This window comes from Halorubrum sp. Hd13, assembly GCF_002252755.1.
In the GTDB taxonomy this organism is placed as follows: Archaea; Halobacteriota; Halobacteria; order Halobacteriales; family Haloferacaceae; genus Halorubrum.
In genome coordinates, this window is record NZ_NHOY01000028.1 from 30653 (window position 1) to 47629 (window position 16977).

A 16977-nucleotide genomic window follows, 5' to 3' on the forward strand; every position below is an offset into this window, starting at 1 on the left:
CTAAAATACTCGTGAGGAGTATTGACACAATCCCACCCGAAAAGAACAGATGGCCCTGTTGAAATCCTCTGAAACTGACAAGTATCGCGTGCCGAATAGAGAGGATACAGTCAGCCGGGGGCTACGATATTTCACCATCTAGATCCCGAACTAACCGACAGAACGTGTCTGTGAATGCGACATAGAACGCTTATATTGGGAGTATCCGAACCTCGACTTACCAGTTCAGTCTCCTACTGAAGTCTCAGTCTGACCCAAACACTGCCCGAGTCAGTGCACCACCGTAAGCAAGCCGTGAACCGGCCCACAGTGCACCGAGCGTGACGCCTATCGCCAAGAGGTATGGAATTGGCTCTGGGAGCCGGCTGCTTGCTATGCGGGCGAGCCGGTCCGCTAGAGCGAAACCACCGAACCAAACTATCAAAAAAGCGATGTGCTGGTGAAGAGACTTCTGTCGGCGTGCGTGGCGGTAACCGACGACGAGAAAGCCTACGAGCAGCAGGACGGCTAGGATTACGAAGGTGAGAGAGCGGAGTTGTCCATCGAGCGCAAACGCCGAAGGGATGCCGATAACCACTGCGAGAACGAAGATCGTCTGGGCAATAAGTCCGATATCTATCTCAGTATTGGAGGGCTGTTCGGTCACAAATTGCGGTCAAGAACGATGAAAACATAAAATTTCGCCACACGAGATGAGTCCGTTCATCCAAATTGGCTACATTCTACGACACCGACTAGTCCGTCTCTCGTGACGCCCACCGTTGTCAAAGGTACTCCGCTGAATATACATGCTGTACGACTACGCCGAATCAAAAAATTTGTCACTTTATAAGCATTTCAACAGAGCCAAATATTTCGTCTAATCTGGTGTATGAGTCCCCTGTATTGACCACGACCGGATCAATATATCACTTACTGAGGATTTCAACAGAGTCGAACAGATGTATTCCACGGAAAAGGAGACCGCCGATAAGCACCCGACAGGGCGATCCGATCGCCGGTTCCAGCGCATCGTGGACTACCCCTCTGTATAGGATCTCTTCCATGGGTGTCATAGCTGCGAACATGATCACCAATCCCGGGACAATGATCTCCGGGTGGTCGAAGAATACCCGCCACGTCGCAGTGCCACCGTGCGTGGTGTAGCTCAACCCGAGCATTGGCAATACCGGGGTCACCGCTCGCACCGCCATCTCGTACCCGATCGGTATGAAGCCAATCCACGCAATCCCTTCAACTGAGGGCATCTGAATCCGGTCCAGCGGATTATAGTCGTCACGCCATCAAATGTAAACACAGAAGAATCCCGAGCGGTGGGACTTTCAGGTTTACGGAAATCAAGGAGAAAGCCCCGTGCTTTAGCGCGGGAATGAATCCGACAAACCCTACACAACCGACATCATCAACTAGCCCGGCATCGAACATAGTAGCAAGCCAATCGCGTAAAGTATCAATCGGAAGACTCGGGGTCGCTTCCCGCCGACACGGACGGTTCCACGCCCACCACTTCGGTTCACAACGAGGTGGGGAGTGCGTGGTTGAGACTCGTTCGCCGTCCTCACAGAACCCGTAACCCCGCTGGGACGGGCAGTAATGCTCGTGTACGGGAGGGGGTGACGGCTTAACCAAAACACGCCCCGTTCGCGGTTGCACTTCGCCACGAAGCTGTGTGGCGGAGTACGGTCGATGGCACGACCCGTGTCACGCTCCTCGAAACGAGGGGCGTGAGTCCTCGCGTTCGCACAGTCCGTTTGGGACTGGGCGCAGGGAACGCCACAAGCAGGGCGACTCGCAACGAGTCAGCGTCACCACGCGCTCACCGCCCTGACGTGGAGCGCACGAACCCGGTACTCCCTTCGTGGGAGGAAGTTGCCCTCGGGGGCTTGGGAACGGCCCGATGCCCCACGAGGGAATCCTCGCCCTTCAGGGCGGGGAGGATGTCAAAGTCCGCTTATCCTGCTTCTCACCGGGTCAGATATATACTATCAAATTCTACGTTTCCGCACTTGAAACACCCTATTAGCCATTATTAACCCGATTATCGTATAGAAACACATGATACTGGAACATTATCAGCCACCGTCTCTTCGCAGAACCGTTTGTTACTTGATAATCGGTGTAGGTTGCTGTGGTTCTAATCAAATTAACTACTCTGCCGCTGTCACCCGAAGATCACATGCTCTCAGTGTAGACAGGCAGTCACTAACGGAGGTACAGTGCTGAGGATCGGCTACCATTCATGAACTCTGAGCAACCACTATCCTTCAATGGAGATAGCCGCTGGGCGATCGCCTTCGTGGCGTTACTCTTTGTACACAACGAAGTCCATGAGATCGCGCACACGGGAGTCGGTCGTCTCATTTGTGGCGCGTGGGGACCACGAAATTTCAACAGTTGGCAGCTTGCTTGTTCGAAAACGCCGGAGATTGTTTTGGCACCACTCGCGGGACTTCTTTGGAGCTACGGGTTGATGTGGATCGGGTATCGGTTATTGAATCCGACAGAGTCACCGGTCAAACGGTCTGTAGGATTTTGTCTTGTTTTCGCGACAATGCCCTTCGGTCGGCTGTATACTGTGGCGCAGTCCGGAGGTGACGAAATGGTCATCCTGCGTGGAGCCTTCCCGACCGCTGATCCAGCAGTGCGCCTCGCCGTCGGCCTCAGCATCGTTCTGCTACTTATTGGTCCCCCACTATACCGAGCCGCCAGTGTACTGTCACAGAAACGGCGGTGGATCATTTTTACTGGGATGCTTCTCCTTCCGTTTGTTCTATTCCTCGTTGTCGTACTGCGAATCGCAAACCCACTGCTCGCATCTGGAGTCTTGACTAGTGAGGGGCTACTCGGCTCGCCGCTGCTTGTGAACATCTGGACCCTGTTCTGGGTGATTGTCCTATTATTATCGTGGCGGCGATTGTCCACGACACTTATCAGCAAGAAATGATATATTAACTTATATATCTGAATTTGCGAGTGTATTCCCACAGGTTGAATTTCTCAGACCTGTATTCGCCATAATATGCGGAGTGCGCCCTCCACAGTACCGCACCGAACGACCTCCGACTTCGCAATTATCGCAGCAAATATGATTCCCCTAGCCGGCGTACTCATCAGCGGCTGGAATATCTGGACCCTCCTGGCGCTCTACTGGATTGAGGCTTTTAGTACGGTCCTTCTCGGTGCGTTAAAATCGCTGTTCGCGAAGCAAGGTTCGCCTGATCTCGTTGGACAGCGGGAGCCGCTCCATGAGTTACGACACAAACGAGGTGGATGGCATTTACTCCCGACGCTTCCACCGGTGTATCCACGAAACGTGCCGTTTGCGCTATCTATCCTCGGCCTTTGGATATCTACTATCGTCCCAATCACGCTCCTGTCATGGATTACGGTCGAAACCGGAATAACAATTTCATGGCCGGTCGGTGTGAGCATCGGTGCGCTGTTGATTGCGCAGGTAATCGAGTTTCGTGTCGGCTATCTCGAGACCGGGGAGTACGAGACGGTGTCTGCCCGCGAGATTCTTCAGCGACCAACCCAGCTCACGATGGCGATGATGCTACTCGGGATGGTCGGACTGACAGCGAGTCAGGCGGCAGGTGTCGCTGTGCTCAGTGGATTTGTGCTCGTGAAAACCATCCTTTCGGTATCGGGGGAATCTACTGGACCGATCGCATCAGGCTTGCGAGCACTTCTTGATCGGTTTGGTGACGACGATGAACTCCGTCGTCCGCAGCCGGAATCTGACCCCGCTGACGGGGATATCCGGGCACGTGTGACGGTCAGCCCGAAAGCGGTACTTCTCGGAAGTACCAGCGCGATACTGCTAACCGTTTTTAATCGTGGCGTAGCGGTTCTGATCTTCGGAATTATCGCCGCGATCTTCACCGGGAACATCTTCTGGGGCAGTATCGGTCTCTGTATACTTCTCTGTATTATTGCGGTCCGGGTCGGCAGCTACTACCTCCGATACGGTACCATCGAATACCAGCGACGCGGTAATTCACTGGTTGCGTATGATACAGTTCTTGAGGCACCACAATGGGTGGTCCCCGTTCACTCACGAACCCGATTTGAAATTGCGAATGCAATTCCTGACCGACTGTTCGATACGGGAACGCTAACGATCTCCAACGTCGATGCGACACCGAGAAACACGGTCCAATTTGGCCCCGTCCCTAACCTTGATCAAGCGATTGAAACGCTTGATTTGCCAGTCAGGCACGAGGGACGACCTGACAAAGACCCCGCAGTTGTGGGTGCTGCGCTCGTGTTAACACTAGCTTTTCTCGGAGTACCGACGATGCTTCTTGTGTCTTCGCAGGTGAGTGGAGTGGAGGCGGTTGTGATTTTGTTGTTACTGGCTCCGTTTTTCGCGATTTTGATCGGTGTTCTCCTGTATGCGATGTTCACGCGGATTTAATGAATTAGGGTTCTGTGGCTCTGTTGAAATACTCAGAGAGTTACATGTTCGCCGTGTGATTCGACGAGATGAAGCCCCTCCCGAAGTCGCAGATTCTCCGTTTTACTGAGAAGGCGATCCATCTGGCGCGTCGAGCGGTCTCTCGATACTCCTCGAAATTCTCTAAACACCGCTACACACTTCTCCAACACGTTGTTCTGTTGTGTCTCAAAGTTCGGAAGAGTACGACCTACCGTGACCTGCTTGACGAACTGATCGAGATGCCACGCATCCGCCGGACTCTTGCATTAGCCGAACTTCCTACGTCATCAACGCTCTGTAAGGCGTTTAATCGACTTGATATGGTCGTATGGCGAGTCTTATTGACTCTCTCAGCGACACTGCTCCCGACAAACGGAATCGTCGGGATTGATGCGTCAGGGTGTGACCGCAGTCACGCCTCGAAACATTATACGAAACGAGCTGAACTCACGATTCAGCAGCTCAAAGTGACGCTGTTGGTTGATGCGAAGGTGAACGCAATTCTCGATCTCCACGTGACGACGACTCGGAAACACGATAGCCAGATTTCCCCGTCGTTGATCAAGCGTAATCCCGAGAGTGTCGGTATTCTGCTCGGTCATAAAGGCTACGACGACCAGAATATCAGACGACTTTGCCGTCAACACGAGGTTCGCCCACTGATCAAACATCGTGAATTCACGTCACTTCATCGGGCATGGAACGCACGCTTAGACACTGATCTCTACGGCCAGCGGAGTCAATCCGAGACAGTCAACTCTACGCTTAATCGGAAGTTTGGTGCGTTTGTCCGGTCACGACGCTGGCGGAAACAGTTCTGGGAACTCACCATCGCCTGTCTCATTCATAATATAGACCGATCACTCTGAACGGTCAATACAGGGTATGAATCGGTCAGTACAGAGGAACCACTTTTCGGTAGGTATTTTATTCAATTCTGTTGATGTACGATATGGTCTCCCGCGAGAACCAGAAACTAGCCGCCTCTGCTGTGGTTGCCCTCGTTGTTCTTGTCTCCCTACGGGCATTGACGGATTTTGGACTGTTGTCGAGGTTTACGATTGTCGTCGTCGTTATAATCGTTACGCAGTCTGTTTTCGAACGGATGTATCAGTAAGCAGTCACATTCTATCAGCTGATTCAGGATTCATTTAGAGAAGATATCGAAGCTCTTGTGCTGACTACATCCTCTGTATCTCCCACGCCAATCCTATCAGTTCTTAAGTATTTCAACAGAGCCACTCTTTCAGTTTCCAACCCATCTCTTCTGAAGAAACTTCATGTTCTCTGAGGAAGCGGCGTTTTCGGTCTTCTGGCCACGAATTGCCGTACCTCTCGGCGTATTTCATCCGAGTCGATTTTTCCTGTGAATCTACCGACTCTTTGTCCGACTCAGATGCGTCATTATCACTATGCCGACTTGATTCACTCTTTTCCTGTTGTTTTGAGTGACTACCAGAGGGTTCGGTTACCTTCCGCTGTTTGAACTGAGACGCCGATCGCAAGTATCCTCCGTGCGTCGTAGTGGCTACAGGCTATAGAGGATTACTACGAGTCGCACAAGTTCAGCGACCTAGCTGATGCTACTGACAATAGGAACCTGTACGTTGAGCGCCTCTGTTGAGATCCTCATCGGCTGATACATACCGTTCCAGTCCCGGTCAACAGAGCTGCAGGATTGCATATTGGCCACCGGAGCTTCTGCTTATTTAAGCAGGTGTTCCAATAGCTGTGCGAGATACACAGCGCGAAGCCAGTGTAAACGGGGGTTATGACAGGGTGGCGACCTCAAATCCGATCCCGTCCGCGGTGATCCCGACCCCTAACCCATTGTTGCCGGCCGGTGAGCTCCAACTATACGTTTTCTCTAATCCGTTATCGGTTCGTACGGTGACTAAGAGGGGTTTGTCGGCGACGAGATCCGTGTATCCCTGTTCGTCGCCTGCGGGGATCGTCCGTGTATCGTCCATGAGTATCTCGCCCGTGTCGGTAGTGCGAATCTGCACCGTAACCACCTGCGCACTACGCAGCTGATTGTTCACAATCACGAACGGTGTCTGATCAGGTTGAGTGTACGCAACCGCGCCGCCGGCCGAGCCGATGACGACTCCGCCGCCGAGCAGTGCGAGTACATTGCGCCGTGTCGCGGAGGGCATACATCAACCGTTCCACCGCTGAGATCAATAACCCGGTCAAAAGTGAAAATCAGATTTAACAGACGAAGTTCATAATTCGGCCATTTGCGACGTCTCAACCGGGTCGATCGTTTCGGAACTACCGCCACCACCGGGATCGTCACGTACTTGCAGGTACGCCGACGCGACGATGGCGTAGAAGGGGAGGAAGAAGACTGTAGTAAGAACAACCGTAGCGAGGTCGGCGACGAGGGGAAGACCTGCGAGGTCCAACACCGGCGCAACGCCGCCGACGATCCCACCGAACACGGCAGACAGGATCACGAGGAGGGAGAGTTTGAGCCGCGATCCACGAGCGAGTCCCCAGCTCCGCTTGAGACTTGCATAGATGCCGCGATCCTCGACGCTGATAGCGAATATGAAGAACATGAACGACGCCGCGAGGAATATCCCGGGGAGGAACAACAGTACGGTGCCGATACCTACCGAGATGCTCACGACCGTTCCGCCGATGACCGCCGAGAACGTGGCGCGTCCGAGTCGGTTGGCGTATCCCGCGGGGAACGTCGATAGTTCACGGAGCGGCCGGGCGAAAGCGCGTGAGAGCACGACGAAATACACCGCACCGAGGACGCTCGTCACGCCGAACAGTGCAAGTCCGACGCTTCCGGAGACGGGCAGTGCCAGCCCGCCGCTTCCAGCGAATTCCGTCATTGCTTCAGAGGGAAGAAAGCCGAGCACGGCGCTGTTGACTGCGGTTTGAGTGAGCAGTTGGATGGCAAGTAGCCCGACGAAGAGGATTCCGCCGGTTCGAGTAAATACCCGTCTGATGCCATCGCTGACCGCACGACCTAGTTGGAGGGCCATACTCCGTCTTACGCCCCATGATAGTATAAGCACGGCTGAAAATCATACTGAGTTTTTAGTCTTATTCGCAGCTACTCCGTAATAACCTGCTGAACGTAGATGTGTGCGTAAGCACTCGCCCAGACGACGGAGAGTAGTTCGCCGATACTCGCTGCGATCATATTCACGAGGGAGGAGAGCAGGCCGAGATCCGATCCGATCTGCAAGACGTATGAAGGCAGGTAGAAAGTGACGCCGCTTCCGAGAGCGATCAGGACGAGGAGGAGGATTTTCGCTCGGTAGTTCGTTGTAATGCGCCAACTGATTCGGAGTGAGTCGACGGGACCGTAATGACCGACGACACACGCTTCCAACGCGAACCAGAACTTGAATAACAACAGGAGAGGCGGACCCAAGGCGACGAGAGCGCCGACCCCTGCAACGGCAGGAAATCCGACGATTTCGATAGGGTTGCCGGGAAACACGAGGAGAAGCCCGAAGAGCGGGGCTGAGGCAGCGGCTGTGCTCATTACCAGTAAGATGACGAGTAAAATGGTGATACCGAACGCGGGGATTCGGGCAACGGTGTGAGAGAGTCCTTTACGCGCCGTCACACGATCACTGGTCAGTTCTCCGGCAACGATTGTCGCAACGTACGCTCGGATCAAAAAGACGAACGCGAACGCTGTGACGAACTCGATGATGTCGATCGCAGGTACTGGAAGTATATTGATACTCTCCGTTTCGAGGAGTCGATTAGCGAGAATGATTACGGCCGAGAAGCCGAGGATAGACGGATAGGACCGAAACAGGCGAACTGACCAGACTAACGTATCGAGGACGGTGCGATGCGTGGTGATTGTCTCGATGTTTCGGCAGTTGAGGCAGCCGCAGCCGTCGGTATCACCTTGCGTTCTGATCGTCGGTGCCACGTCACGGACGGTCGAGTCGTCGACAACAGAAGCATTTTGGATCGATCGGTCGTTACGATCGCTCATTCACCGGTGAAGAGGTGTGAGACCGATTCGCCGACCGCAAGTAGGATCGACGGGGGTCCGAGTAGCGATGCGAACGATTTGAACGCGCGTTTGAGACTTGGTCGATCGTCTTTAGTGCCGAGGAAGAGCAGCGTCGGATCCTCGGAAACGACGAAGACGCTCATCTCACGGCCTTTCTCCGAATAGCAGGTGTCCGTGACTTCGATTACCCCTGCTGCTTCGAGATTCTCCAAGTGGTAGTGGACGTTCTGTACGCTCTGGTCGAGTTGCTCAGCGATCCGCGCTGGGGTCGCCGGTGTCTCGTTGAGCAGTCGAAAGATCTCGTAGGCGGTTTCGGACGATAACGCTTCGATCACGTCTCGTGTTGCGTCGTCGTCGAGGCTCAGTACCGTCGGGGCATCGCTTCGCTCAACGGCAGCGTCGGTTTGTGTCGGAAGGAGTCGTGCCATGGTTACCTTCTGTAAATAGCGGTTGCGGGGACCTGATCCGATCGATAGCTGTTCGAGAACATCATGCGTAGTCGTTGATAGGTGTTTTCGTTGCTTCCGGAACGGCAGGTGAGACAGCGCTCAGTCGCAGGTAGTAGGCCGTGTACACCGTATAGAAGTACGCGAAGCCGACTGCGGAAAGTGTAATCCCGATCGGGAGCAGAACTGCTATCGGTATCCCGAGGTCGATAGGTAATACCTCAACCGGTTTAGCGTCTGTTAGCGTTACCCGAAGCAAGTATTCGGGGAGTAAGAAGGCGTTCACCAAGACCAGCCACACCAGCGAGAATCCGGCGACGCTTTTGATGTTCGAGCGGACGAGCGCAATACTTCTCCGGAACGCATCAGTAACGCTTTGATCTTCAAGGACGATCGCAGTGTCGTAAAACTGTACGAACATAATGACAGCGAGAATCGACACCAGCCAGATGATCATAGACCCGATACCTGCGACGAGACCGGCTGTCCGGTTAATCGCGGCGAGCGCTATCGGCACAATGCCGAGGACGAATCCGATCAATCCGAGTCCGATAGCGGTTCCGAGGACGAGAAGCAGGAACACCACCGTTGCAAAGAGAAGTGCGAAATAGTGCGTCCGCGCTGCAGTGAAAAATCGGGTGAGTGAGGGGTCTGTCCCTTCGATTGCCGCCTGAGCAGTTCCGATAAACCCACCGAGAACGAACGGAAACACAACCAGCCACGACAGTGAGACGCCTGCTGACAGAACTGGTGAGTCGGTCAGCTGACCGACGTATTGCAGTTGGCTTCCACCCCCAACGAGGAGACCGGCAACGAACAGGATCGGATTCGCGCGGAGGGCGGTGAATCCATCTTTGAATGCGGAGCGTATGACCATCGTATCCACGAATTACCGCCGTCGCGTATTAGACCGCACGTAGTATCAAATCCATATTTAATCATCTTGAGCGTCTGGAGCTACTGTTTCGATGGAGGCAACGCAACACACGACTTCGATTCGATAGGCCACTTGCTCTGACATACCCCGTGATGGCTCAATTTCCCTGGATCGCGTCTATAACGACTGTCCCAGCCACGATCGGATCTATGGGGACCGAGCTGCTATCGCTGATCGAAATATCGTATTGATCACGAATTGCGAAGTCGCTCTCAATGGAACCAACGGAACTACCGTCCGGGTCTGTCACCTCGAATTTATGCCCGATAAACTGTCCTACCGGCAGGAGTTTTCGACCCATCGTGATGAGCCCCCCACGTGAAGTAATCTCTGCGAGGAGCGACCCATCCTCCGCGTCGCGGATTCGCCATGTGTCTTGGAACAGCGAAAAATCGTTGTCCAGAATGACGAGAGGTTCTCCAGTATGGCCATCGGTAAGTGCGTAGTCACCAGCAATATCCCAGGTGCCACTGGCCTCTACAGTGAACATCTCGTTTCCGTCGGCGTCGACGAACGGAAACGTGTCCTTCCCCTCATACATACTGTAGGTACAGCGAAATATCGTGTCGCCGGTGATATCTTTGCCTTCATATTCGGGTTGAAGATTCTTGTCCTGTCCCGTCTGTTCGACGGTATACTGACTCCCAGAGAGGCCGAGACCAGCAACGCCGTATTGCTGTGGTGTCTCCATATCCAAAATATTGTGCATAGCTAACATTTAAATATAGGGCATTCTGGTTGGTAGATCTGTTGAAATCTTCAGAACCTGACCGGCATGGCGTGCAAGCTATCGAGCGTGAAGTCTGTCATGTCATAGAACTCTTCACACGCTATAGTCACTCTAGGTATCTTTTGAGAGCGTTATGACCTAAGGAGTGCGTGCATCAAGTGCACGCCGATAACAACCGTTCAGCCGTGTTTAGACGCTACCGGCTCTGTTGAAATCCCATTTTTCAGATACATTCTCACTTGAAACAGCCAGTCGCTGAAGACTGCGCACTGAATGGTTCTGAAATGAGGGGCCCCGAGTCAGTATCTTCTTGATGCTATATCCTCGAAAGCAGGTATGGTCGGTATAGGGACTATTATTATCGCAATTACGTTCGTCGTCGCAATGGTGGTGACTCTGGGTCTACTACTGCGGTTGTTGAAAGACGCTGATGGTCTATGATTCAGCTGTACTGACCGCGACCGGGGCAGAATATATCACTTTCTGAGGATTTCAACAGAGCCACGCTACCGATTACGTAGGTTAGCGTTTATGTTGAATGAACAGGACCGGTCTATGAGAGCCCCTCTGTTCCATTTCGTTTTCGGATAGCGGCCGTTTCGTCCGATCGACACCGGTCTAAACAAGGCTGGGCCTGAGCAAGAGATATACCATCCACGATTGATCTGGGCGTATGGAAGTTGCCCTCCGGACCGCACTACTGGGAAGTGACCAGAAGCGATCGTTACAGGGAGTTCTCACAGCGGCGGGAGTATCTGTGCTCGTTCTAATTATTCCGTTCCTGCCGCTTGCTGGGGGTGTAATCGTTGAGCCAGGTTTTGTGATAGTCGGATTCGGGCTGGCAAGTTGGTGGGCCTATGACAATAGTGGGCTCGCAATCAGCGTACTCCTGATATTAGCACCGGTGATAGCTAGACTGACATACTACTGGTGGCTCTACCGCAACCAGCCATCCCCAGTCGCACTCCCATTGTCATTCGACGGAGTCGGCGCGTGGAAGATGTGGATTCCGTTGGGCCTATTACTTGGGATACTCGCATTCGGGGTCGGCGTTATCGTCCGCCGGGGCCGCCAAGTCACTGCGGGAGAATCCAATACGGTTGCCTGAGTATCAACCAGACCGGCACGAAACTAAGCATTCGTCCGTATACGTGCCCCAAGCCTTGTTTAGACGCGGTGGAGATCGTCCGCTACGGCCGATGTCTACACAGCGAGAGCTGGTCGAGAGGCGCTCAGGGACTGGTTCTGTTCGCCCTGCGTAGCCACTAACCGAGGCGTTCAGGAGCGTCTACACAAGGCCCGTGCCCCATATTCAGTAGCGTTCACGTGATCCCCTCAGTTTCTGTCAATAGCAACGTGCGAAATATAGAGCGTCGATCCAGCAGAGCGACCTCAGTAGTTCGAGTCCGCGAGGAGGGGCCCACGGAATAACTGAGAACTACCTCAACGAACGATGACCACTGTGTATGAAGACATTTACTGCCCGGTTTGGAGTCATGGATATGGAGAGACGGCGATATCTGCAGGCAATCGGGGGATGTTTCGGTGTCGTTTCAATATCCGGGTGCACAGAGATTCTTCCGGGTAGCAATCAAGAATCCGAGTACCCGGGGGGAACGCTCCTCGTCGAGAACACAGGAAAAAAAACGCTGTCCCAGTCTCGGTAGAGACGAACTTGAATCAATACGACGCCTCACTTGATACCGAGATCGCCGCCGGAACGACGGTCGTTCGTCCTGAGTTCGTCACTGCTAATCAGGGTGAAATCGTTACTCTTGTCGCTCAGCTCGGTTCGACAGGGGACGCTATACGATTCCAGTTCCTCCCAGCAGGCGGAGAAGATACTCCGCCAGAAGTAGCGCAACTCACGGTCGAGAACGCCGTCAAGGCAAGTGCGACTTGGACTGCGACAAGTGGAAGGTGACCTCCTCCTCGCCGTAAACGGAGAGGGAGGGGAGCTCCCTCAGGCAGTCGGGCTACGCCCGACGACGGCGAGGCTTCCCACGGCACTACACCGCTGGGGTGGGATATTTGCTGGTTCACGGCCTGTCGGCATGACAGGCCGATGGCGGGGCCACACCGCCGTTACTCCTATCCCGGCAGGGGACTCGGAGTTATCTTGACCGAGACACCACAGCGGTTCGAGAGTGTGTCTCGAACGTTCTGGGCCTCGGAGTCCCGATATTGTGCATTTGAGTGGGCGGTGTGACCGCCTCGGTGTACGTCATGCTACGATACACTGTTAGTTAAATATACGTATTGTTGCTGAACATAGGTTGTGGAGGCGTTGTCGGATTCACGCCCGCCGTGAACGGCGGGACTCTCTCCTCGAAGAAAGATAGATCGGTCCCCACCCATCGCTAACTCGCTGCGTACACGGCCTGTATGCAGACCGGGCCGCCCGAAACAGTCGAGTTTTGTGGCATTATTGAAGCCCTCAACAGGTGATACACTCTGACCCGGCCGTGGTCAATACAAGGGATACAGATACGACCTCCCAGAATGGTAGTCGGTTGAGCGCTATCGGGTTTCGAACGACACCCCGTCGGGACCGAGAGCGGCATGGATAACAACGGATTCATCGACAGAGACGGTCGTTTCGCCGCCGGTGTTCGCCTCTTGAGCCGTGATCTGAATACGATACTCGCCAGATTCGTCAACCGGATACGAGAGCGCCGTCGTTTCCTCGGCTCCGAGCGAGCGGTCCGTACGCATGACCACCCGCATATCCGATGCTCTGGTGATATCGATATTAACGGTTACCCGCTGATTCAACTCGTTGTCGATCACCAAGTTCGGACCTCCCAACTCCAGACATCCGGCAACTCCCACGAGAGACGCTCCAACGGAGGCAAGCATCTGTCGCCTAGTGGAGGGCATACAGGCCAGTTCAAAACGCATCACTAATGCGTTTTGCTTCACGGGCTTTGTTGAAATCCTCAGCAGGTGATACGTTCTAAACTAGCTTCGGTCAGTATAAGAAAAGGTCGCATCAACTCGCGTCATTTGGATCAAAGGCGTAGTAAACGACAGCCATTGTGATTCCCATCAATACTGGCCCAAAACTTCCATCACCCGACAGTAGGAGCCTAACAGCAAATACACCCACAGCGGAGACGAGGCCAACGAGGAGGGCATAAGGAACACGAGATAGGCCACGTACGCAATCGTCAAGCCGCTGGTACAGACCCCGCAGAGTATCCATACCACAATCACCGTGGATGGGTGAATGTGTCTTTCGTTAGAGATACATTCTTTGGGGAACAGGTTTTCAGGCAAGAACCTGTCTGAAGGGGAGGATTTCAACAAGACCGCTTCACGATTTAGTGGATGGCACTCTGGCGGAGAGCAACCATCGCAATCAGGCCATTCGCATGCCCTATCTAACAGTTAATTTAGTAAATATCTAAGCGGAAATTTGTTAAGAACGATTCTATGACAGGCTTTATTGTAAGTTCAGTTGTATCGAGTTGGCATCACCACCGGTAGTAGTACGCATGTTTCCAGTCATGAACGATACCACCTGGGATTCCATTTTTTTATGACAAGAGTTGTAGCCGTTGCCACGGCGACACTCACAAGTAACACGATAATAGCGTTTGTCCATCGCTGTATTCCGGTCAATCCAGTTCGATACCAAGCGAACACGGCGAAGGTGATGCCGATAACTGTGATGCTTGCAATCTCATCTCTACTCAAGCCAGCCCTTATCATGGTCCTCCATCTGAATATACGCGGCTGTATAGCGTCCATCCGATGGCCGAGACCGCGACGATGATGCCAATAACCGCAGGGATAGTGTTCGCAGAGCCGTTGAACGACCAGTCAAAAATCAAATAACCGATGACGGCAATCAGCGCGACGATAGTCCCGATGGCTCTGATCGCTGGTGAATCCGAACGACCACTACCAGGCATACCTGATTGACATCTGCACACGGTATTAAATCTAGGAGTTACCAGTCCTGAAACGTCGCTACGATAACTAACTAATTTTATGACACGCTGCACTGCAACATATACACTGTGTATGCAGCAAGCCCTTGGTAAACTATCAGCGACAGAGGTTTACAACAAATTCAAATGTTGTTATTCAACCACAACCAAGTATGACTCACGATCAATCGATCTGTTGGCAACGTAAACTTGTTCGGTTCAAACTGTGGCTATTTGCGTGAGTAATCCGACAGCCCAGAGTAACAAGCCAGAGATCAGGAGATACGTTAGCGGGTTATACTCACTGACGATTGGATTCTCCTCATACCGTGCCAATCCGTAGAGACTAGTCAGTAACAAAAATAAACCACCCGCCAGCTGTAACACAGTTCCGATGGTGAATCGTAACTCTCCACCGACACTGACCTGAGCTAACAACAAGACACTGACAAAAAAGAAGCAGAGAGCGACTAACCTAGAGGGGTTCATAACCGCGAGTTACACTCCACGACCGGTATATTTACTGTTTGAACACTACGATCACGCACATAACGCCCAATTGGGCGGTAAATCATACGGCCAGCGCTGGATGGACGAGACTGTCGTTTCAATCATCAAACTGCGACCACTATTCGAGTGGCCAAATCAACCGAGGAGACGTCACGCAGCGGTTGTGAGTGGGCCGGGGGCTTTCGACACTTACTGACCGAATAGCGCGGTCAAAGCAGATTCATCTCACTTGGCTTTGTTGAAACCCTATTCTTTAGACATATTCTCGCCTGAAACAGTCGGTCGATGAGTGCTGCGAACATATCGATCCTGCGCTCAGTCATCTAAGGGGTCGCCACCTAATGTATGCGACTACTCCAAGAAGAGCGATTAGAACGGACAGGCTCTGTTGAAATCCTATTCTTCAGATATATTCTCGCCTGAAACAGCCGGTCGATGAGAGCTGCGTATTGACCACTGAGAATTTGTACTGACACAGATGGCGTGTCACAACATCTGTTACGGTGGAGAGAGAATGTAGGGTGAGATGGCAACAAACAACGACAAAATCCAGTTCCGGGGGGAAACTGAGAAGAAGGCGACTCAAATTGTCGATCAGATGCGTCTTGGTGGGATCAACGTTAGTGAGCTTGCTCGACAGGGTCTTCAAGAAAAACTCCGAGAAGTACTCTCGGACGAGGAGAAGATCACTCTCCACCAGCGATACAAGCACGGAGAGCTCTCTGAAGAAGTTGCGGAGATTCTTCTTGGTGATTCCTTGGAAGAAATTGAGCGGGAGCGGGAAGCCTTCGAGGAGGCTGCGGAGCTTGATACGAGTGGCGTTTCCAGAAGTGAAGATGGTGGACAATGATGTCCGTCATCCAGTTATCGTTGATATAGCTGCACTAATCGCTGCCGCGAACACGGCTCGCTGGTCTCGATTTGCGGGCAATATCCAGCTGACGACGACTACTACTGTTAATCTGTATTGACCGTAATCGGAGCAGAACATATCACTTGCTGAGGATTTCAACAGAACCAGATGCTTAGAAACTTAATCATCGTTCCGTTCACCCAAACGGATACTGGCCCACGTTGTCTGAGTCGTCTAAACAGCCTCGATTTTGTTTATTCAAGATCAGATCTCCCCAAAATCCATCTTAGATATCAGTTGGTAATATATTTGGAGAGAGCTTTTGAGAAACTGGGTCGGTAGTTGAGAGATTGAGTGGGGAGTTTATATGATGTACTCCGACGGGATGGAAGATTGTTTCACCCACTCAGTCGACTGAGATACAGATGCAGTGCGAGAGAGATATAATAATTCACGTTGCGCAGAAACAGCCCCCCACCCCACGACCGAAGTTCAGCGCCAGATGATGAAGGAAACACAGGAACTACAACTGAAATTGACAGCGCAGAAGTTGCTGCCCTACTTGATGAGGTTGCACAGAACGACTTGTTTCCCCTAACTCCAGAAGAAGGCCTTGAGATGTACAAGCAGGTTCGAAAAGATGAGTTGACAGACTCAACAATTCGGACACAAGATTCGCGCCTCAGCTACTTCATAAAGTGGTGCGATGAAGTGATAGTGTTCAGATAAGGATTGAAAAGTGAGGCGGGTCGTTTTCAAAGTGATCTATGCCCGAAAACGACCGCCTCAGCGGCTGTTTAGACGAGATCAACTTAGAGTTTGTGGAGCGAGAGGCAACACCGCGGCTGTTGATGAAGCTCAGTATTCAGCTCCACCTTGCTTGATTATCGCTTTCGAATACTGTTTCGTTTCTTGAGGTATTCGGTGTTGAAAGAGTTCGATCCACCGTTCATAACTGGGTTCACAAGGCCGATTTACAGCCGGAATCTGGTCGAAACCCGAATCACGTTGCAGTTGATGAAACTGTGATTCAGCTTGACGATAAACAATACTGGCTGTACGCTGCTGTCGATCCCGATTCAAACGATTTGCTCCACACAAAGCTTGAACCGACACGAACAAACG

Annotated in this window: 15 protein-coding genes and 1 pseudogene; 6 read left to right on the forward strand and 10 right to left on the reverse strand. The window is 52.6% G+C overall.

The features are described from left to right. Nucleotides 1-244: 244 nt before the first annotated feature. Nucleotides 245-646, reverse strand: coding sequence for a hypothetical protein (locus tag DJ81_RS04055; RefSeq protein ID WP_094527142.1), 402 nt, complete (start codon nt 644-646; stop codon nt 245-247). A gap of 262 nt (nt 647-908) precedes the next feature. Then, on the reverse strand, nt 909-1247 hold the full coding sequence (locus DJ81_RS04060; protein ID WP_094588600.1) for a type II CAAX prenyl endopeptidase Rce1 family protein: 339 nt from the start codon (nt 1245-1247) through the stop codon (nt 909-911). 1772 nt (nt 1248-3019) lie between these two features. On the opposite strand from DJ81_RS04060, the gene DJ81_RS19590 reads away from it, so the two are divergent. From DJ81_RS19590 to DJ81_RS19060, 3 genes are all read left to right on the forward strand, one after another. Then, complete coding sequence (locus DJ81_RS19590; RefSeq protein ID WP_254921667.1) at nt 3020-4420, forward strand: DUF6498-containing protein; 1401 nt, start codon at nt 3020-3022, stop codon at nt 4418-4420. A 68-nt stretch (nt 4421-4488) separates the two neighbouring features. Continuing rightward, entirely contained in the window at nt 4489-5310 is an 822-nt protein-coding gene (locus tag DJ81_RS04070; protein ID WP_094588602.1) for an IS5 family transposase, read from the forward strand. 83 nt (nt 5311-5393) lie between these two features. Continuing rightward, a complete protein-coding gene (locus tag DJ81_RS19060) occupies nt 5394-5558 on the forward strand; it encodes a hypothetical protein (protein WP_170938240.1) in 165 nt (54 codons plus the stop codon). Between the two features lie 652 nt (nt 5559-6210). On the opposite strand, the gene DJ81_RS04075 is transcribed toward DJ81_RS19060, so the two are convergent. The 6 genes from DJ81_RS04075 to DJ81_RS04100 all read right to left on the reverse strand — a co-directional run bounded on the left by DJ81_RS04075 (nt 6211) and on the right by DJ81_RS04100 (nt 10515). Further along, on the reverse strand, nt 6211-6597 hold the full coding sequence (locus tag DJ81_RS04075; RefSeq protein ID WP_094524307.1) for a hypothetical protein: 387 nt from the start codon (nt 6595-6597) through the stop codon (nt 6211-6213). Between the two features lie 69 nt (nt 6598-6666). Further along, nucleotides 6667-7443: a hypothetical protein gene (locus tag DJ81_RS04080; RefSeq protein ID WP_094524306.1), complete on the reverse strand. Its 777-nt coding sequence runs from the start codon at nt 7441-7443 to the stop codon at nt 6667-6669. Between the two features lie 71 nt (nt 7444-7514). Next, nucleotides 7515-8354 (reverse strand): hypothetical protein, encoded by an 840-nt coding sequence (locus DJ81_RS04085; protein ID WP_249269072.1) that lies wholly within the window; start codon nt 8352-8354, stop codon nt 7515-7517. Between the two features lie 62 nt (nt 8355-8416). Then, the gene (locus DJ81_RS04090) at nt 8417-8869 is read right to left on the reverse strand and encodes a helix-turn-helix domain-containing protein (protein WP_094524304.1); all 453 of its coding nucleotides are present in this window, start codon (nt 8867-8869) and stop codon (nt 8417-8419) included. 61 nt (nt 8870-8930) lie between these two features. Next, nucleotides 8931-9764: a hypothetical protein gene (locus DJ81_RS04095; protein WP_094588604.1), complete on the reverse strand. Its 834-nt coding sequence runs from the start codon at nt 9762-9764 to the stop codon at nt 8931-8933. A gap of 157 nt (nt 9765-9921) precedes the next feature. Continuing rightward, nucleotides 9922-10515, reverse strand: a complete 594-nt coding sequence (locus DJ81_RS04100; RefSeq protein WP_094524302.1) for a hypothetical protein — start codon at nt 10513-10515, stop codon at nt 9922-9924. Between the two features lie 712 nt (nt 10516-11227). Here DJ81_RS04100 and DJ81_RS18685 point away from each other — a divergent pair. Then, nucleotides 11228-11662, forward strand: coding sequence for a hypothetical protein (locus tag DJ81_RS18685; protein WP_141212529.1), 435 nt, complete (start codon nt 11228-11230; stop codon nt 11660-11662). Between the two features lie 1412 nt (nt 11663-13074). Here the strand turns inward: DJ81_RS18685 and DJ81_RS18690 are convergent. Together DJ81_RS18690 and DJ81_RS18695 are read right to left on the reverse strand one after the other, a co-directional pair. Then, the gene (locus DJ81_RS18690) at nt 13075-13434 is read right to left on the reverse strand and encodes a hypothetical protein (RefSeq protein WP_141212530.1); all 360 of its coding nucleotides are present in this window, start codon (nt 13432-13434) and stop codon (nt 13075-13077) included. A gap of 830 nt (nt 13435-14264) precedes the next feature. Then, complete coding sequence (locus DJ81_RS18695; protein ID WP_094558235.1) at nt 14265-14471, reverse strand: hypothetical protein; 207 nt, start codon at nt 14469-14471, stop codon at nt 14265-14267. A gap of 1054 nt (nt 14472-15525) precedes the next feature. Between DJ81_RS18695 and DJ81_RS04120 the strand changes: the two genes are divergently transcribed. Together DJ81_RS04120 and DJ81_RS04125 are read left to right on the forward strand one after the other, a co-directional pair. Beyond that, entirely contained in the window at nt 15526-15849 is a 324-nt protein-coding gene (locus DJ81_RS04120; protein ID WP_094588608.1) for a hypothetical protein, read from the forward strand. Between the two features lie 770 nt (nt 15850-16619). Further along, nucleotides 16620-16977, forward strand: a pseudogene (locus DJ81_RS04125) (IS6 family transposase); the annotation flags it as partial.

Excerpts from the sequence above, each read along its gene's own strand:
- DJ81_RS04070 (WP_094588602.1), top strand. The coding sequence starts at position 4,489 with ATGAAGCCCCTCCCGAAGTCGCAGATTCTCCGTTTTACTGAGAAGGCG.
- DJ81_RS18690 (WP_141212530.1), bottom strand. The coding sequence starts at position 13,434 with ATGCCCTCCACTAGGCGACAGATGCTTGCCTCCGTTGGAGCGTCTCTC.
- DJ81_RS18695 (WP_094558235.1), bottom strand. The coding sequence starts at position 14,471 with ATGCCTGGTAGTGGTCGTTCGGATTCACCAGCGATCAGAGCCATCGGG.
- DJ81_RS18685 (WP_141212529.1), top strand. The coding sequence starts at position 11,228 with ATGGAAGTTGCCCTCCGGACCGCACTACTGGGAAGTGACCAGAAGCGA.
- DJ81_RS04080 (WP_094524306.1), bottom strand. The coding sequence starts at position 7,443 with ATGGCCCTCCAACTAGGTCGTGCGGTCAGCGATGGCATCAGACGGGTA.
- DJ81_RS04090 (WP_094524304.1), bottom strand. The coding sequence starts at position 8,869 with ATGGCACGACTCCTTCCGACACAAACCGACGCTGCCGTTGAGCGAAGC.
- DJ81_RS04095 (WP_094588604.1), bottom strand. The coding sequence starts at position 9,764 with ATGGTCATACGCTCCGCATTCAAAGATGGATTCACCGCCCTCCGCGCG.
- DJ81_RS04060 (WP_094588600.1), bottom strand. The coding sequence starts at position 1,247 with ATGCCCTCAGTTGAAGGGATTGCGTGGATTGGCTTCATACCGATCGGG.
- DJ81_RS19590 (WP_254921667.1), top strand. The coding sequence starts at position 3,020 with ATGCGGAGTGCGCCCTCCACAGTACCGCACCGAACGACCTCCGACTTC.
- DJ81_RS04100 (WP_094524302.1), bottom strand. The coding sequence starts at position 10,515 with ATGGAGACACCACAGCAATACGGCGTTGCTGGTCTCGGCCTCTCTGGG.
- DJ81_RS04120 (WP_094588608.1), top strand. The coding sequence starts at position 15,526 with ATGGCAACAAACAACGACAAAATCCAGTTCCGGGGGGAAACTGAGAAG.
- DJ81_RS04075 (WP_094524307.1), bottom strand. The coding sequence starts at position 6,597 with ATGCCCTCCGCGACACGGCGCAATGTACTCGCACTGCTCGGCGGCGGA.
- DJ81_RS19060 (WP_170938240.1), top strand. The coding sequence starts at position 5,394 with ATGGTCTCCCGCGAGAACCAGAAACTAGCCGCCTCTGCTGTGGTTGCC.